The organism is Clostridium oryzae (assembly GCF_002029235.1).
Lineage (GTDB): Bacteria > Bacillota > Clostridia > Clostridiales > Clostridiaceae > Clostridium_AE > Clostridium_AE oryzae.
The window spans coordinates 1-22,043 of the sequence record NZ_MZGV01000064.1; the positions used below are offsets into that span (position 1 = coordinate 1).

Here is a 22,043-nt window from a genome sequence, read left to right on the forward strand (position 1 = left end):
GTCCGTATATACATCATACTTTCTATTGTAATCAACCATATAATATGATAATATCAGTATATAGTTTCAAATACTACTATATGATATGTTGCTATTTATAACAACTTACATAAACATATCTATAGTAAGTATAATTGATTTATTGAAATCGGGGGTGATTCGTTTGGATGCAAAAGAAAATTATAATTTCGTTGTATTTGGTGATTCGATTTCTAAAGGTATAGTATATGATCCGATAAAATCAAGATATGTGACTCTTAAGAATTGTTTTTGTAATATTATTAGCCAAAAAATCAGAGGACAAATTGTTAATTTTGGAAGATTTGGAAACACAATAACCAGAGGCGAAAAAAAATCAGAAGTTGATGTTATAAATAAAAAGCCTGATATAGTATTACTAGAATTTGGTGGTAATGACTGCGATTATAATTGGCAAGCTATTGCCAACAATCCTAAAGGAAACTTTTTTCCAAACACGGATATATCCGTATTTGAAAAGACCTTACGAAAGCTCATTAATGATTTTAATGAACTGAACATTGTACCAACACTTATGACACTTCCTCCATTGGACCCAGAAAGATACTTTAAATGGGTATGTAATAACAACCCATTAGCTGAAAGAAATGTTTTAAGCTGGCTTGGTAATATAAATAAAATCTATTGCTGGCACGAACTGTATAACTCCACCATAATTGATGTAGCTGAAAAAACTAAAACTGCACTTATAAATGTTCGAGGTGCTTTTTTAAATCAATATGACTATAAACAATTCCTCTGCATAGATGGAATTCATCCTAACGAACAAGGACATAATCTAATTGCTAACAAAATCCTAGAATATATAGACCAGAATTATAACTTCCTAATTAAAAATTAAATCAAATAAAATTGCTAAAAAACTTTAAACAGGTTATGAATTGTTTTGTTTAAAGTTTTTTTAGTGTATTATATAGATAATAACTTTATTTTTTGAAGGGAGTTATCGAATGATAAATTCAGGCTTATATAAAAGATATGAAGATAAAGCACCTTACACCTGCACTAAGGATTCACTAACATGGTGGTTTGCCTTTAATGACAGTAAAATTTTAATACAAAACTCTAAGTCGGAAATCTTAATACCTCAATTTGAGGACTTAGCCACTATAGGTTGTGAAATTTCAAGCAAACATTATATTGGAAAAATAGAGGGGCACAATTGTTTTGCTGTTGCATTGCGCTCAAAGAAAGGCATTGATGAACATTTTTCGTTTATTCCCTTAAAAGCTTTATATAGTTCAGTAGACGATGATATTTTTTTTATTTCTACTAAAGCTTCTCAAATTGTACACTGGGACGCAACGCATAAATTTTGCGGAAGGTGCGGTCATACCACAAATGAACTTGAAAATCAGAACGCTAAAGTATGTCCTAACTGCGGATTTATAAGCTATCCGGTAATTTCTCCTGCAGTTATAACCGCTATTTTGAAAGATGATAAAATATTGTTAGCTCACAATGCTAACTTTACTAAAAATATGTATAGTTTGATCGCAGGATTCGTTGAACCTGGAGAAACCCTTGAAGAAGCAGCTCAACGCGAAATCATGGAGGAAGTCGGCATAAAAGTTAAAAATGTTAAATACTTCGGGAGCCAGCCATGGCCGTTTCCTAATTCACTTATGCTAGGATTTACTGCTGAATATGAAAGTGGAGATGTACAGGTAGATGGTGTAGAAATACTTAAGGCTGACTGGTTCACAAAAGATAATATGCCTGAGATTCCACAGAAAGTTAGTATAGCCAGAAGAATTATTGATTGGTATCTAAATATATAAAAAAAGATTACATCCTACGTAGGCTAATTCCATTCATTAAGTAATTACACCACATCTTTGAGGCAAATTTCCTAATGGCTCATAACTCGGCTGCGCCTCAAACAATTCGCCATCTTAACGGAAATTCCCCTCAAAGACATGGGTAATTACTAAACTCACTCCAAATGCCTACTTCTGATGCAATCTTTTTTATGCCCTATCTCTTAATCTTTATATAATATTTTTATTTTATTACTTTTGTTGCCTTAACGTCTTAATTCACTAACTTCAAAATATATTATTGCTTCTTTTTATTTTCTTCATAACTATGATATAACGTTTCTTTATTTAGTACTTATTTTTTTGCATCAGGCAAGAGTCTCTTAGAATTATCCAGAAATTATACATATTTAGAAAATTTATAAATTAAGATTAGAAAAATTAAAAATTTATTTTGTTATAAGCCTAACTGTTAATATATATTTAACATTATATCTATATTCCATAATATATTGCTGATATATTGTATATAAAAAAGCGTATATTGAAGGAGCAAATGATGATGAATATGTTACAAGAATTGGATAATATATTAGATAATGAAACTATAGATACTCTATTTCAACCTATTGTATCCCTTAGAGATGGACTAATTTTAGGTTACGAAGCACTATCAAGAGGACCTAAAAGCTCCCCTTTACATAATCCTGAAGAATTATTTACTTTTGCAGAAAAGTGCAATCGCCTTTGGAAGCTGGAATGTATTTGCAGGAAGAAAGCTATAGAACGCGCTTCAAGCTTAGGTAAAGACAAATACCTCTTCATTAACGTCGACCCTCTCGTATTCAAAGACACTCAGTACCAAAAAGGTGTGACCAAAAAATCATTATCTCAATTCGGCATTTCACCAGAGAGTATAATATTTGAAATTACGGAAAGAACCTGTATAAAAGATTACAACAGTTTCAAACAGGCTATTGAAAATTATTATGACGAAGGATATAAAATAGCTATAGATGACACAGGTTCAGGTTATTCCGGTCTAAAAACACTTTCTCATATAAAACCAAATTATATTAAAATTGATATTGACTTGATAAGAGATATACATAAAGATACATTTAAGCAAAACTTAATTTCCAGCATATTGCTGCTGGCTAATAAGGAAAATATGGAAGTTATAGCAGAAGGCGTGGAGGTTAAGGAAGAACTAATTACTCTTATGGAACTTGGTGTACACAATGCTCAAGGTTACTATTTAAAAAAACCTTCAGTTGATTTAGGAACCTTAGATCAGTCTATTATAAGCTTCATATGCCGTTACAATGAAATATTGCATTCCCAAGCATTTTTATCAGAGAATCACATAGGTCCTATAGCTCAAAGTCTTCCCGCATTCGAATCTAATACAAGCTGCAGTGATTTGAAAAACTTTTTCGACAAATATGGAATATCTGGTGCTTGTATCGTAAACAAAAATGTTCCTATAGGCTTAATTATGAAACATTCTTTGGACTCTATGCTAGCTACTCAGTATGGAGTAGCTGTCTTCTCGAAACGCCCTGTAGACCTGATTATGGATAGGAATCCACTTATAGTAGATTATTATTCCTCCGTAAACTTGGTTTCCAGTTCTGCTATGGGACGAAATGAACAAAACATATACGATTTTATAATTGTAACCAGGAATTGTGAATATTACGGTATCGTATCTATTAAAAGCCTGCTTCAATATTCAACTGCATTGGAAAAAAATTATGCTAGAGAATTAAATCCGCTTACGGAACTTCCGGGAAATATCTTGATCGGTAAAAACATAGAGGTTGCAATAAATTCTGATAAAATTAATTGCATTCTCTACTTTGACCTAGACAACTTTAAAATATATAACGATAACTACGGCTTCGAAAATGGTGATAAGCTTTTGAAATTCACATCTAAAATACTAATAAATACTGCAAACTCATTAACTTGCTGCACAAAATTCATCGGTCATATCGGAGGTGACGATTTTATAATGATCACTGATGCGTCTATTGATGAATGCAATAGCTTATGTAAATGTATAATTGCGGAGTTTGATAAAAGCATACACACATTTTTTAGTGAAGAAGATGTTGCAAATGGCTATATTGAAGGCCTTGATAGAGAGGGAACAAAGAATAAGTTTGAAATAACTTCGATTTCTATAGCTGGTATATATGGTAATATCTCTGCATTTGATAATATCTTCGATTTTTCTAAATCTATAGCCTCGATAAAAAAAGAAGTGAAAAAATTACACCACAGCAATTATCTAATACAAAAAATATAAATTTCTTAAGGCTTGAAAAAGAGGAAACAATATCTGTAGGCTGAAAAATGCCTCCAACATTTGCTCCCCTTAGTCTCTTCAATACATTCTGTATAACATTATTTGCTACTTTACCAGCTTTACATTCTAATTTTTACTTGCGCCTATTACAAATTATAAAAATTTATATATTGTAGTGTAATCATATCTTTCTCCTGCTTTTAGTATAGGAGATGGGAAATTCTCATGATTTATTGAGTCTGGAAAGAATTGGGTCTCAAGACACAATGCTTCTCTATTTTGGTACACTGCTCCATCTTTTCCTTTGAGATCCTTTCCAAGGAAATTAGCAGTATATAGTTGAACTCCAGGCTTATTGGTATATACTTCCATTGTTCTTTCACTCTTAGGATCATAGACTGCTGCAGCCTTCTCAAGTCCTTTTCCTGTTCTATTTAATACAAAATTATGATCATAGCCTCCTACATTTAACAGCTGCTCATCTTTTTGATCTATTCTATCGCCTATAGCTGTAGGTTTTCTGAAATCAAGAGGTGTACCCTCTACATTTCTAAGTTCTCCAGTAGGAATAGCCTCATTATCTACAACTGTAAATTTATCAGCCTCAAGCTTTAATGTATTGTTTAATATGCTTCCTGACTTATGGCCTCCAAGATTAAAATATGAATGATTAGTTAGATTTATTATTGTATCTTTATCAGAAAATGCAATGTATTCTATTGAAAGTGCATTATCATCAGTAACTGTGTATATTACTTTTACGTCAAGATTTCCAGGGTACCCTTCTTCGCCATCTTTACTTGTATAGCTCATCTGAAGGGCTTCCTTACCATCTTTTGTAATTGTCTCAGCTTTCCATACTGCCTTGTCAAATCCAACTATTCCACCATGCAAATGGTTATTTCCATCATTTTTAGCAAGTATGTACTCTTTACCGTTAAGTGTAAACCTTCCAGCTTTTATTCTGTTGCCGTATCTTCCAATTAATGCTCCTATATATCCAGGTCCCTTAGCATAAGACTCAAGATCATCATATCCTAGCACGACATCATCAACTCTTCCGTTTTTGTCAGGCGCAAAGATAGATACTATAGTAGCACCATAATCGATTATTCTAGCTGAAAACCCATTGTTATTTGTAAGGGCGAAAATGTTTACTTCTTCTCCGTTATCAGTTTTGCCAAAAAATTTTTTTGTAATACTCATATTTAATTGCTCCTTTATATTGATAAATATTTTAATTTCATACTTACTGGTTATAATACAACAATATTTTATCACATTTAATAAGTACAGTGGTAAAAAGAATTTTAATAAGGTATGAATTCTTTTATCTTGCTCGATTTATCAATAATAAATTGTCATAAAGCTGTTTCGATTCATCAGAAGACTACTTTCTATTTCAAACTTTCATAAATCTCTTTTAAATTGTCTTTCATGCTTTCAATGTAATCTTTACCATCTTCTTTACTTTCAAGTGTATATATCTTCTTCACCTTAGCTCCTACCTGCTTAGCAAGAGTTTGTGAAACCTTGGGGCTCGCCATATCTTCAGCAAAAATAGTTTTAATTTTATTTTCTTTACAGTAATCTATTAACTGCTTTAACTTTTTAGCACTAGGGTCTCCTTCAGCAAAAACATCCTCAACACTGTTTTGTTTTAAGCCAAAATCCCTGCATAAATAAGCAAAGGCCGCATGACCTGTTACAAAGTTTTTATTACTGGCCCCTTCAAATTTAGCTCTGTATTCATTAAACAGCTTTTCAAGTTCACGGCTAAACTTAGCATAATTTTTCTCATAATATCCTTTATTCGATGAATCTACTTTTACAAGAGCATCTTTAATATTTTTTGCTGCAGCCTCGGCATTTTTTAGACTCAGCCATGCATGAGGATCATACTGTCCATGTTCCTCAATTTCATCAGCATCACTATTTTTTATTGGTTCTATACCCTTTGATGCCTCCACTACAGTGCGCTTGCTGTTTGCTGCCGATTCTAAAGTCTGCTTCACCCAATTTTCCATTCCTAGACCATTGTATATAAATATATCTGCTTGACTTACACTCTTCATGTCTCCTATCTTAGGTTCAAAATCATGTGGCTCTGTACCATTAGGTATTAATGTTACAACACTTATTTTATCCTTTCCTACTGCATACGCAAATTCCTTCATTGCATTAAAACTTACTACTACCTTGATTTTATTCTTATCAAAGCCTTCTCTGTTTTCTTTCTTGCTGCATGCTGACAGCATTATTAGCACAATAAACGCTATAATTAAAATAAGCCTTTTTCTAAACATATAATCACTCCTAAGTACATATTGCAAATCAATTGCATTTACAATTATATATATTATATGGATAAACCGACCATGTCAATAGCTTTTTGCGATTTAATGCAATTGTTTTGCATTTATCTTTGATTTGTTTACTAAGAAATCACATTATGGATATATATATTCGCTAGCTGGCTTTCTAACTGAAATTATTTTCTTCACCTCAATTACTGCCATTCCATATTGAGTTTTTCCATTAGCGCTCTTGTAATCTTTAGCATTTATTATTCCTTGTACCTTTACCCAGGTTCCCTTCTCTATATTTCCTGTATAAGGATATTCACACATAATTCCTACTACCTGCGAATCTGCGGCACAGCAAGTCATAAGCATTCTAGCTACTACAAAATTATTCTTTCCAAAACCCTTATCCTTATATGCAAAGCCAACTATCTCCACTTTTTGATTTACATACCTATCTAAATTCCGACTTATATCATTTAATATATGGTAATAGTTCTTATCATTAAACCTTACCTTACCATCCTTTATAAAATTTCCTTTGTTGTTTTCTTCCGTGCTAATAACATTGTGATCTTTATAAGCATTTCTACTGCTTACCTGCCTTTCAGCCACAGTAACATTTTTCTTATCAGCAATACTAACATTAAATCCCCTATTTGTAATACCAAGAAAAAGCGGCAGTAAAAATAATATGTATCCTATCTTAATATTATCTTCTTCATGTGTATCAAATATTTTTTTTGACTGAAAAGTTGTAAGTACTACAAACCCAAGCAAACCAAATATAGTATACTTAACCATTTCAGGGTTTATAAATGTATAAATCTTCCGTGATAATAGTAAATATATTAAAAATGATGTAAATAGTAAGAGGACAATAAACCACGCAAAATTACCTTTATTAATTCTTCTCATTAAATCACCCCAAACATCGCCAATATGTTTACTACTGCACCTGCCGCGAAGCACACTAATAATATGTATAAAATAAGATTAATTACAAATTTACCTCTAAACGCTCCTATAAGCATAAATGTATTTTTTATATCCAGCATAGGCCCCATTATCATAAATGCTATTACACTGCCAATCGTAAACTGATTTAAGAAAGTCTTTGCTATAAAAGCATCGGCAGTAGAACATATGGATAAGATAAATGCCAAAACCATCATCGTAAGTATTGAATAAAACAAATTATCACCCAGAAACGATATAGATCTTTTAGATATTATTGTTTGAAACAAAGCGGACAAAGTTGCTCCCATTATTAAATATTTAGCTGTATCGTAGAATTCTTCGCTTGCATGCTCTATTACCATCGATAGTTTGCTTTGGTTATTATCATAATAATCATGACCTTTATGATGATGATGTTCATGTTCACAGAAATTACATTGATCAGTGCAGGCTGCTTCGACCTCTGCTTCTTTTAGTACTTCATAATCATTTTCTGCAAAGTTTATAGCTAGCCCAACTGTTATCGCGGCAATAAGTCCAAGTACTCCTCTTATGACTACTATATCTGGTCTATTATAAAAAGCATAATAGGTTGAAAGCAGTACAATCGGATTTACTAATGGTACCGCAAGCATAAAAGTTATTGCTGCGCCTTTAGGGACTCCTTTATGTATGAGATTTTTAGTTATAGGAACAATAGCACACTCACATACCGGAAATACTATACCTAATATTGAAGCGATAAATATGCTTCCCACCTTGCTTTTAGGTATAGCATTTTTTATAAAATCCTCTGTTATGTAGACATGTATAAGCGAAGCTATAAACGCTCCAAGTATTATAAATGGAGTAGCTTCCAGTACTATACTTATAAATATTGTAGAAAAGTTTTGAAAAACATCCTTATACGCGCCAATGCTTTTCATCATCATAAATATAGCTGCTAAGGCCAGTACCAAAATAATCAAATTTCCTATTCTGTTTTCTTTTTTTAAGTCTGTTATCATAAATCCTCTCCAAAACCTTATTATTCATATAAGAAAATATATTATTAAACCGTTTTATTTATACTTCAATCCACGAAACAATCCTGCATTCCCCTTCCAGAGGTTTTAAATATACAATATATATTATTTAAATATAATATGCTATTATGTATACAGTAATTTTCGTATGTTTGTGGAGGTAACAATGGATCTATTTGATATGGCAAATCAGAAAAAAAATATAAACGCAAAGCCTCTAGCTGAAAGAGTAAGGCCAGAAACTTTAGAGGAGTATATCGGGCAGCAGCATTTGATAGGTAAAGGCAAGATGTTATATCGTGCCATAACGACAGATACTCTATCATCTGCCATATTCTATGGACCTCCAGGAGTTGGAAAAACGACATTAGCTAGAATAATTGCTAATAGGACAAAAGCTAATTTTGTTGAGCTTAGTGCTGTATCGGCTGGTACAGCAGATGTAAAAAAAATTATTACAGAAGCAGACAACAATTTAAAGCTTTACGGAAAAAAGACGATCCTATTTCTAGATGAAGTTCATAGATTCAATAAATCGCAGCAGGACTCTATGCTGCCATATGTAGAAAAGGGAACAATAATCTTAATAGGTGCTACTACAGAAAATCCTTACTTTGAAGTGAATAATGCCTTGTTGTCTCGTTCTATGATTTTTCAATTAAAACCTCTGTGTGATGAAGATGTGATAACTGCTTTGAAAAATGCATTAAAAAATCCAAAAGGTTTTGGAAATATGGATATAGAAGTAGAACCTGAGGTTTTTAAGTATTTTGCTCTTCACAGTGGAGGAGATATAAGGAAAGCCTTGAACGCGTTGGATATGGCTGTAAATACATCAGCAAAAGCTAGTGGTAAAATAATAATAACCGAAGAGGACGCTCAAGAATGTATACAGAGAAGTGTAAATTTATACGATAAAAATGGAGATAATCATTATGATACGATAAGTGCTTTTATAAAATCCATGAGGGGCAGTGATCCAGATGCAGCAGTGTATTACCTTGCAAAAATGCTGGATGCAGGTGAAGATCCCATGTTTATAGCTAGGAGAATAGTTATTTTAGCCTCTGAAGATATTGGGAATGCAGATCCTTTAGCTCTTGCAGTAGCTGTAAATGCTATGAATGCTGTACATATGCTTGGAATGCCAGAGTGCAGAATAACTCTTTCACAAGCTGCCATATATGCTGCATGTGCGCCTAAATCTAATGCAGCTATTAATGCTATAGATGAAGCATTAAATGATGTTCGAGCCAAAAAAGACTCTGGAATTCCGAATTATCTTAAGGATGCACATTACAAAGGTGCAGCAAAACTCGATCATGGAATTGGGTACAAGTATCCTCATAGTTTTGGCGGGTTTGTCGAGCAGCAATATCTCCCTGATTCTCACAAGGATATTATTTACTATAAACCTACTGAAAATGGTACTGAAGCTAAAATAAAAGATAGGTTAATAAAACTTTGGAAAGACAAAAGATAACTATTGACTTCAAACAATAACGACATTGCATGTTTTCGAAGAAATAGACAGAAGTGATAAAAGATAATAGCACTCTTAAAATAAATAGAAGCTTAATAGAAAAGATATAAGATAGTAAACAGAGTTTGATCAAGTTATAGAATTTGTTCAAGGTTGAGTGACCGGCGAAGGCATTTTTTAGCCGACAAAGGTCACTCAACCTTCCTTATTCTTGTATTCCTGGTATCTTAGGGAACAAGTCAAATGCCTTCTGCAGATCAGCATCAGTTGGTATATAATCAGTTAATTTTTTCTCATTATAATTCATATATGCCTGCATATCAAAATAACCGGTTCCAGTAAGTCCGAATAGTATAGTCTTAGCTTCTCCAGTTTCTTTGCATTTAAGAGCTTCATCTATTGCAGCCCTTATTGCATGTGAAGACTCCGGAGCTGGCAGTATAGTTTCATACTTAGCAAAGAATGTGGCAGCATCAAATACCTTGGTCTGCTCAACTGCTCTTGCTTCATTAAGATATTCATCATGATAAAGTTTTGATATAATAGGACTCATTCCATGATACCTAAGACCACCAGCATGATTTGGAGAAGGTATAAATTCACTTCCTAAAGTATACATCCTTGCCATAGGTGTCACCTTTCCAGTATCACAGAAATCATAAACATATTTACCTCTCGTCATTGATGGGCAGGATGCTGGCTCTACAGCAATGAAATAAGGATTCTTTTTGCCTAGTAGTTTGTCCTGCATAAATGGTGCTATAAGCCCACCAAGGTTTGACCCCCCGCCTGCACAGCCAATAATTATATCCGGATATTCATCTATCTTTTCAAAAGCAAGCTTAGATTCAAGTCCAATTATAGATTGATGTAAAAGCACCTGGTTAAGTACAGAACCAAGCACATACCTGCATCCTTCAGTAGTAACGGCTTTTTCAATCGCTTCAGATATAGCACATCCAAGACTTCCGCCAGTTCCAGGATGCTTCTTTAGAATACTTCTACCAACCTCAGTAGTTTCTGAAGGACTTGGAATAACCTTTGCACCAAAAGTCTCTATTATTGCTTTTCTATATGGCTTCTGCTGCGATGAAACTTTGACCATATAAACAGTAAGTGGCACACCAAAGTAAGCACATGCCTCTGATAATGCAGTTCCCCATTGTCCTGCTCCAGTCTCTGTAGTTAATGACGTGATTCCCTGCTGTTTAGCATAGTACACTTGAGCAACTGCTGAATTCAGTTTATGACTTCCTGAAGTATTATTTCCCTCAAACTTATAATATATTTTAGCAGGGGTTCCCAAGGCTTTCTCCAAATTATAGGCACGACAAAGTGGTGATGGTCTATATATCTTGTAAAAGTTAAGTACCTCCTCAGGTATATCTATATATCTAGTTTCATTATCCATTTCTTGTTTAGCTAGTTCTTGGCAAAATACAGGGTAAAGATCCTCTAGTTTCGCTTCCTTCATTGTTGCTGGATTAATATATGGGTCAGGTAATTCCTTCATATCAGCACGTAAATTATACCATTGATGAGGCATCTCCTCTTCTGAAAGATAAATTCTGTAAGGTACATCTGACATATTAGTATCTCCTCTCATTTAAGAAATTATTGAAAAATAAAAAAGCTCTTGTCCTTCTAAATAAAAGGACAAGAGCTTGATAACTCCTGCGATACCACCTAAATTGGCAATGACGCCCACTCGTTTCATATACTATAATATATGCTCCATTGCTAACAGGTGGAGTTCCCGGTCTCTCCTACTAAATGTAAGTTCGGAAGACCCTCATAAGCCCATTCACTACAACCACTTTATCACAATTACACCACCTGTGACTCTCTTTGAAAGTTAATGTTGCAACTACTATTCTTATTCATAAGTTTAACGTATTAACTTGATAATATCTTAAAATATATTTAACATTTTGTCAACTTGAATATAAAATTATGTTAATGAATCTACACATTTTCTGCCCATGTTATTGAACCATCATGAGCCTTTATTATCATGCTGCTGTCTATATTAGTATTTTCACAATACCTTTTTATAGACTTCCAGTCATTTTTTTCATAGGCTTTTATTATATTTAATATCTTACCTAAATAATTATTTCCTCCCTTTAGTGCAAAGCATACATCTCCGTACAAATCGATTTTTTTTACTATATCATCTATAGAGCAATTTAATATTGAATTCATTAGAGAAACCATTCCCATGATATAAGCTTTAAAAGCTTCTTCCTTTCTTCCAGACATAATACATATGTTATGAGCAAACTTAGCTCTAAAAAGGGCTTGATCTGCTGCCTCACTATCTTGACTTTTTTTCAGATTAGCTATTAACATTACCTCAAGCCACTTAATAAATTTCTCCCTGCCAATTTCATTTATAGCATATTCTACAGATGATATTTCTGTTTTTAATCCAAACATGGATGAATTCATAAATTTCAATAGTTTATACAATATAGAAACATCTTTTTCAACAGATCTTCCGATTATATCGATATTAATTTCTCCATCTTCTATCTGTCTCATTAACTTTGATGTAGAAATCTTATTGGGCGGAATATCATTGGCTGAAATTATATCCGGTTTTCCAAAGTAGTATCCTTGAAAATATGTATATCCTAATTTCTTCGCTTCGTTAACCTCCTCTATCGTCTCCACTTTTTCAGCCAGGAATTTGATATTAGGATTGTTAACCTTTTCTATTACATTTCTTCTTTCAATACCTAGTGTTGCTCTAAAATCTATTTTTATAATATCAACTAACTCTATGAGAACCCTGTACTTTTCATTAAAAATAAAATCATCTAATATTATTGAATAACCTTTTTCCTTAAGAGATTTACAGTAGATGATAAGCTCATCCGTAATCTCCACATCTTCTAATATCTCAATGGATACAAGCTTAGGCGGCAATATGGTAATAATCTCTTCTTTTATAAGTTTTTCAGTCAAGTTAATAAAAGCCTTTTTACCATTAGTTATATTTTCTATACCTATTGTATAAAAACTGTTATATATTACATCTATTGTTGCTGCTGTTCCATCTATGCTGTCATAAAAATTATATTTTCCACTTCTGAAAAGAAGTTCATAGGCTATAATATTGTTTTGGATATCATATATAGGCTGTTTAGCTATAAAAACCTCCATAGAATCTCACCCTCCACACATCCTGATCATAATACAATATTTATCATTAGTTGAAATTATACCCATATGTATTTTAAATTATTACTATGTTGTTATAGTAATATAATTTTATCACATCTTCAAGTATTTTACATGATACTTTTATAATTTAATACAGTTTACACATTTTTGTGAATTTATGTATTAAAGTACAAATTTTTGTCTGGCTATTTAATAAATGTAATATTTCTAATACAGCCTCCTTACACAATTTTAATTTATCGTCAAATTTCATAGTATAATCGAAAGTTTGTATGTTTGCTTCGTTATCATTCTATACTATTATGTTTTTGGATATTTTTTACTTTTAGCACAACTAATGTAACTATAGGTATTACTACTATTACAGGTAGAATGAATACAGGGTATATACTAGATCCAATATAAGTTTCATCTGCTTGTGAAGCAAACATTGAAATTGAAAGTATTCCGCTTATAATTCCAACAGGGAAAGTTGGTACCTTGTAGCTGTTTAATTTAAACAATTGTGTAATACCAAGTACTGCTGCATAAAAGAATATGCATATTTTCAAAAAAAGTCCAAAGAAAAGCATTATAGCAACCAATATTTCACTTCTTGTGATTGTATTCCCTACTACCACTAATCTGGCTACCTGATATGTTGGAATAACCTGTATTGAAGCAATATTACCAAGTACTAATGTATTTCTAACTATTATCATCAGAAAATAAAATCCGCCTATACAAAAACCCAAATAGGAATATTTTTTTATGGATTTCTTTTCCTTTATAGAAGGATATATCATTAAATATACTATTATTTCTCCTAACGGAATACATACTATAACGTTCACTCCATGAATAAATTCCATAAATGTAATTTGAAAAAGCGGCAGAAAATTACTAAATTTTATATATCTCGTTGTAAAAATAATAAGGAATATGGATACAAAGAAAGTTATCACTACAAGAAAAGCAGCGATCCTAACTATGCCTTCTATTCCCTTTCTTAATGCATAAATAGCCATCAACATTATCAGAAAAGCAAACACTATGACATCTGTATCCGGAAAAAGATAAGTGTTAAAAAAATCCGCTACATACCTCACATTAGCTGGTATTACAAACCAAAAAAATAGTATGTAAATAACGGATATAATTTTGCCTAAATACTTTCCAAATGCAATATCATTTATTTCTATTATTGTTTTATCTGGCAACTTACTATTAATACCTAAATATATAGCTAATAGGCCTAAAGTTATAATCCATGATGCTATTGAAACTATCCATGTATCTTGTTTGGTGACATCAGTTATAAACGATGTTATAAGATTAGATGCCTGAAATAACTGCACGAATAAAAATGTCAGATATATATTTGGTATTATGCCTTTTTTTAAATTCATAATTTTGTGCTCCCTGAAAAATTTCTATTTTTTATCGATAATTTAAATGCAGCACATCTCTAACTACATATATCATAAATTTTACAGGATTAATTATTGGAATACCCATTACAAATAATGTACTCATTACAAAAGCAATGGCTGTCATAATAGAGAAAAATACCATTTCTCGCCAATAGCCTTCTTTTATAAACTCAGGTACTTCAATATAAATTATGATAGCAAAAACTATTAATACAACTAACATAATTTCTCCTCTCCCAAACAGCTCTAGACTCTATATTTCATCTTTCTTTAGGTACAACTGGTTTTGTAATTCTTCCATTTCTCCTAAGCTTTGCGTTTATCTTAATTTGTATATTTATATCTTGAAATATATCATCCCAATTTTTTTCAATACTCTTCCATTTTTGAGGATAATGCTTGTATAAAGCATCTCCAAATCCAAATATATCTGCATTTAGCTGTTTAGCTCTTTCCACTGAGCGCATAACCTCTTCCTTTATAGTTGCCTCTTCTATCTCTTCTATTCTATTAAAACCCTTTGGATTTACCAGATCTTCAAAGGAAGATTGTTCCTGCAAATCACCTTCTGTTTCTATTTCTACAGTTATATTAACACCTTTCGAATCAATTTTAGGAATTATTTTGCTTTTAGACCTTGTTACTTGGATGCTTGCTTCCTTACCGTTTTCAAGAGAAATAAAAACATCTCCATCCTTTACTTTGTCAGTAGCCCATAATAACCCTCGGGTTTCTTGTTTATTTAGCGCTCCTATCATTTTATCCTTTTTAAACACTGCAGTTTCTTCAATAAATAACGTAGTTTGATTTTCTTTACTTTGTATTCTTATAATAGGTACCACAGGCGCTGTCGTTTTACTCATGAGATTCGTAACAAATTCCCTAAGGTCCACACTTGGTATTATAGAGATTTTTTGCTGACTCCTTATTAGTTCTCCTATCTTTACTCCCGAAATAGCTTCTAATATAGGCGGAACAGACAATATCTCATTTGGTTTTTGATCTGATACTAAGAGCCATACCAGAAGACGAGTATCTCTGTTTCTAAGAAAAAAATCAATATAATCACTAATACCCTGCTCTGCTGCTTCTTTGCTAAAAATAATAACTTGATTATGAGAATATAAAAGCCTTCTATCTAGTAATCTCGTAAAATTTTCTAATGCTTCTACTATTGTGCCTCCCTCTTGCTCTAAATTAGCATATGCACTATTTGAAGAATTCCCCGATGAATTGGAAGTTCTATTGAATTGGGCTACTTTTGCTACTTGTACAGTGACATGTACTTTTTCTTCATTCTTACTTTTATCTATACCAACTCCCATCACTATAGCTAGTTTATTTAATTCGTGAGCACTCCAGCATCCAGTTAAATTTAATACTAACAGGATCACAGCTACTGATTTTATTAAAAGCTTCCTCTTCCTTTCCAAATTATTATCCTCCAAGTTATTCTTAAGATTCAATGTTATTACGCTTTGGAGTCCTAGGCTTTAAGCCGTCGCCTTCTCTTGTAATATTCTCATGGGTAATATCCTTAGGTCTATTTTTCATTTTCCACAAATGTGATCTTATAAAGCTATCCTTTAGTCCCTGCACATCAAGGGGCGCTATTGGACTAACATATGGAGCACCAAAAGATCGGAGCGATACCATATGAATGGCTACTACCATTATTCCCATACCTATGCCAAATATGCCCATAGCTCCTGCCAAAATAAGAAAAACAGCTCTTAAAATCGCAACTACATCCGTATACGTTGGAACCACAAAACTTGATACAGCCGTAAGCGCTACAACTATAACCAGCAGTCCTCCAACTAATCCTGCCGATACAGCCGCTTCTCCTATTACCAAAGCTCCTACAATACTCACAGCCTGCCCCACAGGCCTAGGAAGCCTTACTCCAGCTTCTCTCAGAATTTCAAAAGTCACTACCATTAATCCCGCTTCCAGCACAGCAGGAAATGGTACTCCTTCTCTCCCCGCAGCCATAGTAAGCAGCAATGTAGTTGGAATAAGTTCCTGATGAAATGTAGCAAGCATAACATAAGTAGCTGGTGTAAATATACTCAATATAAAGCATACAAACCTAAGTGATCTTATAAGGCTTGCATAAAAAGGTCTAGAATAATAATCTTCAACGCTTTGAAAACCTTCTATAAAAAGCATAGGTACAGTAAGTGCAAAAGGAGATCCATCCACTAGAATACCTATCCTTCCCTCCAATATTTTAGCTGCTGTACTATCAGGTCTTTCAGTATTACCCACCGTTGGAAAGATAGACATAGGAGCATCTTCTATAAATTCCTCTATATAACCTGATTCAAGCACAGAGCCTGTATTTATCCTATTGAGCCTTTTCTTCATCTCAGTTACAAGTTTCGGGTTTACTATATTCTTTATATACACAATGCATACTCTTGTCATCGTCTGCTTGCCTATGCACACAGTTTCAAACTTAAGATTCGGGTTTCTTATCTTTTGTCTTAATAGTGACATGTTTGTATTTATATTCTCTGAAAAGCCTACTCTAGGGCCTCTAACCACAGCTTCTGATTTAGGTTCTTCAATAGCCCTTTTCTCACATCCTTTTGTATTAATGGAAAGAGCTTCCTCTGATCCTTCCATTAGAAATATAGTATTGCCTGAAAGACATTCATCAACTATTTGTAATATCGTTTGGATTTTATTTATATTGTCAGCTGGAATTATATTTTTTTGTATAATGTCCATGTTTCCTTTTCTGAGTTCAGCTAATTTGCTAGAAATATCTTCATTTATTAATGGTCCAATAATAACCTCATTTATCATTCTTCTTTCTGTAAGTCCCTGAAGAAACACAATAACACAGTTTATACCACCTTTTCCTCCCAGTACAAATTCTCTAAACACTACATCACTGGCGGATTCAAAAATTTTTTTCAAAACATTTATATTATCACTTAATGACTTATTTATTTTAGGTTCATATTCTGCCTTATCTACAGCTTCATTTATATTATTTAATTTTTTGAATTCATTGGTCTTAATTTTTCTATACAAAAATTTTAACACTTCAATTCCCTCTTATCTTTTTGTACAATAATCTTATTATCTGATTTATTTACACTCATCATCATTGGAATTAACCTTATTTTTAAAATCTTTAGAATCATATTTAACTCTAAAAATCCATAAAATTATTTGAAAAAACAAAAATAGAATTATTACAAATAAATATGCCCACGACACGATAACCAAAAAGATTGAGTACATATTCCTTCCCTTTAAAAGATTTTTTATAAAAATTATAATACTGTTCATGAATATCATCCTTTTGCAAATTAATTAATATTAGTTTCTAAATACGCCCATAGCTGATACTAATTGAATTTCCGCCTTCGTTTTTTTATCCAATATATTAGAAGCAGCAACAAAGGAAAGCCGTTTGCCTGCACCAAACCAAAACTATTTGCATCAAATGGAAACATCCATTTATGGTAGGCATAACTAGGTTCAAAATATACTGAAAACAAAAATAATATAATTCCTACAAGTATTATTACAACTTTATTATTTTTTATTTTAAATATTGTACATATCATAATTACAATACCATTAAAATAAATACTCATTTTGAAGAAACCGCCTAAGAATATTATTATTACTCCTATAGCATCTATATTGGTAATGATATTAGCTATATTAATCAATCTAATGCTCTCTATAAAAGGTATTGTTGCTATGGAAGCATACTCTGCAGATAGAGTTGTTATATCCATTATTAGAGTACAGCATAGCAAAATCCCTGATAAAAATATTGCTAATATATATGTCTTTCTCATATCACGTTTGTTATCTATATATTGCCAATACATACTAAAAATAAAGGACTCACCAAAAGGAAAAAACACAATTCCTGGCACTGCTTTTAACACAGGCATTATTCCTTCGCCTAAAACTGGCAGGAGTTTTTTAAAATCCACATTACCAGAGAAAAACGTCAAAACATATACACCCACTATAAAAAAAACAACAATAGGTAACGCCAGCTCACTCGCCCTTGCTATCGTTTCAGTCCCGCGCGTCAACATATATACACTTATAGCTACAAATATAAAATTTATAACATAAAGCGGTGTATCTGGAAGCGTTGTAACAATAACGAGTTCACCAAATTCTCTTACATTTCTGGATGTATTCCAAAACCAATTAAGTGGATATAAAATCGCCAAAGCAGTCCCAAGACCCTTGCCAAGTAATATCACCATAATTTCCATATAATTCTTATCCGGAAATGCAAGCTGAAGTTCCGTATAAATGTATGTATATATCAATCCTATGCATAATGCTATTAAAATGACTATCCATGCATCCTGCTTTGCCTCGATTCCTAATGCAAACACAGTGGTACTACCAATTTCAAATATAAATGTTAATGTAAATAACTGAATTTTGCTTAGTCTTACCATCTGTTTTCCCTCTTAATTGCCTTTTTCTCACATATAGCATTAGCTATTATCTATTAGAATATGTATTTAATATAGACTAAATTAGGTTCTAATTAATTTAAAATAGACCCTAATAAAAATGCTGCAGTGATAACATCAATCACTACAGCATTTTTATTTAATGCAAGATTCTAATATCAAAAGTTTAACATCATTGAAGCCAAGTTCTAAAATTTCTTATTTTATCTCTAAGCTCATCAGCTTTTCCATTGAAGTTTATAGCTCTGTCATCTATATAGGCTATGGCAGGTACTTTTACTCCAGTTACCTCATCTACTTGTATATCATTATCTTTTAGCCACTGCTTAACAGCTTTCACGCCCTCATCTCTGGAACATCTGCTCGATACTACGGTAACTCTGTAATCCTTCCTAAGATCAGCTATAACATCCCTTATTCCCTCTACAGGCTCATCCGGTATAACGTCTACACCTTTCCAGCCTGAATTATATTTATGAATGACTCCATCAAAATCAAAAACAATAGTTCTTTTATTTCTCATAAGTTCACCTCTTCATGAATAGAAATATCTTGCTATATTCTATTATTCCAAGGATATAAAATAATAATTCTATATGAAATTAACTTCATTCATCTTTACTAGTCTTTTTTCTTCAAATTCCATGCATACAATATAAGGAATTTTATCTACAATACTCCAAAAACTCTCAAATCCAAATTCAGGTTTATAATAATTTATTATTGTGCTTAATGCTGTCCCATGATCAGTGATTTTATTTCTTTTAAGTATAAGTTACTAAAATCAGTTACCTCTTTCACATGAGAAGATACATAATTTACTATAGCTTTGGCTTCTTTATATGCCATATCATAATCATTTTTATCTATGTCCCCACTACTTAATGCAGCTAAAAGCTCATCCTCATCCAGCAGCAATACTTGTCCATTAGGTAACAGAACAACATCAAGATACAAATCATCAAAATACGGCCTGCCATCTATAACTCCATTGGCCTTTATTATATCAAAATACCATTGAACTATTTTATCATCTGAATCATACATAGTTGTAATTGCATAATTTTTATCTATAGGAAGATGCTGAAGCCATATATATCCTGCATCGGCTATACAATAACCTCTCCCCAGCATATGCTTAATTAGAGGCTGTTTTACTTTCTCAATATAAAGTGCTGATACATACCCTTTAAAACCTTGTCTATCAAAATATTTTTGTACATAACACTTTTTTAATACTCTCTTCCAATCATCCCTATTGATAAACTTTCTTTTCATAGTATCTCCAATCAAACATATAGATAATTTTAATTATTAAGACATCCAATCATACTCCATGTTTTCCTTCACTTTTAGCACAAGCTGCTCTCCAAGCAGTTTTTCAAGAACGTATAATGACATATCTATGCCCGAAGAAACTCCAGCAGATAAGACGATTTTTCCGTTATCAATAAATCTTTTGTTTGTAACTATCGTTGTATTCGGCGAAATCCTTCTTAATAAATCAACAGCATTATGATGAGTCGTAGCACGTAGACCATTAAGCAAGCCGCAATTTGCCAGAAGTAAAGCACCTGTACAAACTGATAATACCATCTTTAGTTTAGGATAATAGCCATTTATCCAATTCAGCAGCTTTTCGTTGCTCATTTCAGTTCTAGAGCCTTGTCCACCAGGAATGATAAGCATATCAATTTGAGGGCAATCATAAATGCTGTAATCTGAATTTATACTAAGTCCATTTTGAGTCATTACCATCCCTTTTTTCTCGGATACAGTAAATATATTAAATCCTTTATCATTCTTTACTTTATTAGCCATAGAAAACACATCGTATGGTCCGCAAAAATCCATAAGCTCTACATCATTAAATACTAATACTGCTATATTTTTAATCTTAATATCTACATTTTTTGTTAAATACTCTAATATCTTATTATGTAAGTGTGGCTGAATAGCGGGATATGTAAGATTTTCAGGCAGTGCATTAAAGAGTTCTACTTTTCCTATCTCTGAATCAGGCAATTTACCTAACTTCTTTATTTGAGCATAGAATAATCTTCCATATGATTGATTTTCTTCTGAGTAATCACAAAAATACTCACATATAGGTTGTATTTTGAACTCAACTGCTCCCGTCTCCTCAAATAGTTCCCTCTTAGCAGTTTCCTCAATGTCTTCTCCTGTTTCTCTGTGTCCTCCAGGTATTTCCCAGGTATCCCTCTGTTTATGTTTTACAAATATCCATTTGTCGTTGAAACAGGCCGCTATAACTGCAAATTTTAGTTCTCCATCCTTCACTTGACCTATTTCCTTGAAACCTATTTCCATTTTCACACCCTCCATTTATATACAACGTTCAAATTCTATCTCATGCCTTATTGGTATATCATCATATCCGGTTGCTGGAATCTGCGGTTTAATTTTTCTAGCTTCATCTACTGCTCCTACATGCAAAGCAATCATATTATATCCACGTTTCTGATAGAATCTTATAGCCCTCGTATTATCATTTGTTGTAATAAGCCAAACTCTTTTGCATCCATTTTGCCTTGCAATCATAAATACTTCCTCAATAAGCCTGCTGCCAATTCCTTTATTCTCATCAAAGCTGTCAAGAGAAACTATTTCACATTCCTCCTTGTGAACATCATAAGTAATTAACCCAACAATTTGGTTTCCTTCTATTGCGGCAAGTCCTGTTGCAAGCTCCATATGATGCACTTTACCTCTTGACACCAATATATCTGAACCCCAGCTTTCCTTTATGATTTCTATTGCGTCTTTCCTTAGAGATTCATCGATTAGCTTTATTTTCATAATATATCCCTTCTCCATTAGACAATAATAAAATATAAATTATAAGTATATTGCGAACCAGCAATAGGAGCGTTGACCGCTCGGTCAACGCTCCCTGCGGGCTCTGTAAATTATATAGATTGCTAGTTTTAAAGTACCGTCTCTAAAATTTCTACACGTTAATTTTACAGACGTTATTTGATGAAGTTGTATCTTTAATTTTTCTTCGTAGATTATTAAGTGTGATCTTAATTATAAAGAGAGTTAAAGGCTTCTCTTCAATATGG

General features: G+C 32.6%; 19 protein-coding genes and 1 other annotated feature. Of the genes, 4 read left to right on the forward strand and 15 right to left on the reverse strand.

What is annotated here, in order from left to right; genetic code table 11:
- Positions 1 to 163: 163 nt before the first annotated feature.
- The 3 genes from CLORY_RS18760 to CLORY_RS18770 all read left to right on the forward strand — a co-directional run bounded on the left by CLORY_RS18760 (position 164) and on the right by CLORY_RS18770 (position 4,113).
- Positions 164 to 880, forward strand: coding sequence for an SGNH/GDSL hydrolase family protein (locus tag CLORY_RS18760; protein ID WP_207652239.1), 717 nt, complete (start codon positions 164 to 166; stop codon positions 878 to 880).
- Between the two features lie 109 nt (positions 881 to 989).
- Positions 990 to 1,820, forward strand: a complete 831-nt coding sequence (nudC, locus tag CLORY_RS18765) for an NAD(+) diphosphatase (RefSeq protein WP_079427363.1) — start codon at positions 990 to 992, stop codon at positions 1,818 to 1,820.
- Between the two features lie 541 nt (positions 1,821 to 2,361).
- Positions 2,362 to 4,113 (forward strand): EAL domain-containing protein, encoded by a 1,752-nt coding sequence (locus tag CLORY_RS18770; RefSeq protein ID WP_139376095.1) that lies wholly within the window; start codon positions 2,362 to 2,364, stop codon positions 4,111 to 4,113.
- Between the two features lie 153 nt (positions 4,114 to 4,266).
- Here the strand turns inward: CLORY_RS18770 and CLORY_RS18775 are convergent, their stop codons facing one another.
- From CLORY_RS18775 to CLORY_RS18790, 4 genes are all read right to left on the reverse strand, one after another.
- Positions 4,267 to 5,319, reverse strand: coding sequence for an aldose epimerase family protein (locus tag CLORY_RS18775; protein ID WP_079427367.1), 1,053 nt, complete (start codon positions 5,317 to 5,319; stop codon positions 4,267 to 4,269).
- A gap of 191 nt (positions 5,320 to 5,510) precedes the next feature.
- Entirely contained in the window at positions 5,511 to 6,419 is a 909-nt protein-coding gene (locus tag CLORY_RS18780) for a metal ABC transporter substrate-binding protein (protein ID WP_079427369.1), read from the reverse strand.
- Positions 6,420 to 6,563: 144 nt separating this feature from the next.
- On the reverse strand, positions 6,564 to 7,334 hold the full coding sequence (locus tag CLORY_RS18785) for a TIGR03943 family putative permease subunit (RefSeq protein WP_079427372.1): 771 nt from the start codon (positions 7,332 to 7,334) through the stop codon (positions 6,564 to 6,566).
- A complete protein-coding gene (locus tag CLORY_RS18790) occupies positions 7,334 to 8,383 on the reverse strand; it encodes a permease (protein WP_079427375.1) in 1,050 nt (349 codons plus the stop codon). The genes CLORY_RS18785 and CLORY_RS18790 overlap by 1 nt, the downstream gene beginning before the upstream one ends.
- 184 nt (positions 8,384 to 8,567) lie before the next feature.
- On the opposite strand from CLORY_RS18790, the gene CLORY_RS18795 reads away from it, so the two are divergent.
- Positions 8,568 to 9,884 (forward strand): replication-associated recombination protein A, encoded by a 1,317-nt coding sequence (locus CLORY_RS18795; RefSeq protein ID WP_079427377.1) that lies wholly within the window; start codon positions 8,568 to 8,570, stop codon positions 9,882 to 9,884.
- 205 nt (positions 9,885 to 10,089) lie between these two features.
- On the opposite strand, the gene CLORY_RS18800 is transcribed toward CLORY_RS18795, so the two are convergent.
- The 11 genes from CLORY_RS18800 to CLORY_RS18860 form a co-directional block, all read right to left on the reverse strand.
- Positions 10,090 to 11,472 (reverse strand): TrpB-like pyridoxal phosphate-dependent enzyme, encoded by a 1,383-nt coding sequence (locus tag CLORY_RS18800; protein WP_079427379.1) that lies wholly within the window; start codon positions 11,470 to 11,472, stop codon positions 10,090 to 10,092.
- 61 nt (positions 11,473 to 11,533) lie between these two features.
- Positions 11,534 to 11,777 (reverse strand) — a binding site (T-box leader).
- Between the two features lie 72 nt (positions 11,778 to 11,849).
- Positions 11,850 to 13,052, reverse strand: a complete 1,203-nt coding sequence (locus CLORY_RS18805) for an EAL and HDOD domain-containing protein (RefSeq protein ID WP_079427381.1) — start codon at positions 13,050 to 13,052, stop codon at positions 11,850 to 11,852.
- Positions 13,053 to 13,360: 308 nt separating this feature from the next.
- Positions 13,361 to 14,461: a GerAB/ArcD/ProY family transporter gene (locus CLORY_RS18810; protein ID WP_079427383.1), complete on the reverse strand. Its 1,101-nt coding sequence runs from the start codon at positions 14,459 to 14,461 to the stop codon at positions 13,361 to 13,363.
- Between the two features lie 31 nt (positions 14,462 to 14,492).
- Positions 14,493 to 14,708, reverse strand: a complete 216-nt coding sequence (locus CLORY_RS18815) for a hypothetical protein (RefSeq protein WP_079427385.1) — start codon at positions 14,706 to 14,708, stop codon at positions 14,493 to 14,495.
- A 37-nt stretch (positions 14,709 to 14,745) separates the two neighbouring features.
- Complete coding sequence (locus CLORY_RS18820) at positions 14,746 to 15,918, reverse strand: Ger(x)C family spore germination protein (RefSeq protein ID WP_079427387.1); 1,173 nt, start codon at positions 15,916 to 15,918, stop codon at positions 14,746 to 14,748.
- A 22-nt stretch (positions 15,919 to 15,940) separates the two neighbouring features.
- Complete coding sequence (locus CLORY_RS18825) at positions 15,941 to 17,542, reverse strand: spore germination protein (RefSeq protein WP_139376096.1); 1,602 nt, start codon at positions 17,540 to 17,542, stop codon at positions 15,941 to 15,943.
- A gap of 308 nt (positions 17,543 to 17,850) precedes the next feature.
- Positions 17,851 to 18,939: a GerAB/ArcD/ProY family transporter gene (locus CLORY_RS18835; protein ID WP_079427391.1), complete on the reverse strand. Its 1,089-nt coding sequence runs from the start codon at positions 18,937 to 18,939 to the stop codon at positions 17,851 to 17,853.
- Positions 18,940 to 19,129: 190 nt separating this feature from the next.
- Complete coding sequence (locus CLORY_RS18840; RefSeq protein ID WP_079427393.1) at positions 19,130 to 19,480, reverse strand: HAD family hydrolase; 351 nt, start codon at positions 19,478 to 19,480, stop codon at positions 19,130 to 19,132.
- A 206-nt stretch (positions 19,481 to 19,686) separates the two neighbouring features.
- The gene (locus CLORY_RS18845) at positions 19,687 to 20,235 is read right to left on the reverse strand and encodes a ribonuclease FAU-1 family protein (protein WP_079427395.1); all 549 of its coding nucleotides are present in this window, start codon (positions 20,233 to 20,235) and stop codon (positions 19,687 to 19,689) included.
- 36 nt (positions 20,236 to 20,271) lie between these two features.
- On the reverse strand, positions 20,272 to 21,288 hold the full coding sequence (locus tag CLORY_RS24105) for a DJ-1/PfpI family protein (protein WP_207652240.1): 1,017 nt from the start codon (positions 21,286 to 21,288) through the stop codon (positions 20,272 to 20,274).
- A 15-nt stretch (positions 21,289 to 21,303) separates the two neighbouring features.
- Positions 21,304 to 21,777 (reverse strand): GNAT family N-acetyltransferase, encoded by a 474-nt coding sequence (locus CLORY_RS18860; RefSeq protein ID WP_242954454.1) that lies wholly within the window; start codon positions 21,775 to 21,777, stop codon positions 21,304 to 21,306.
- Positions 21,778 to 22,043: the final 266 nt, after the last annotated feature.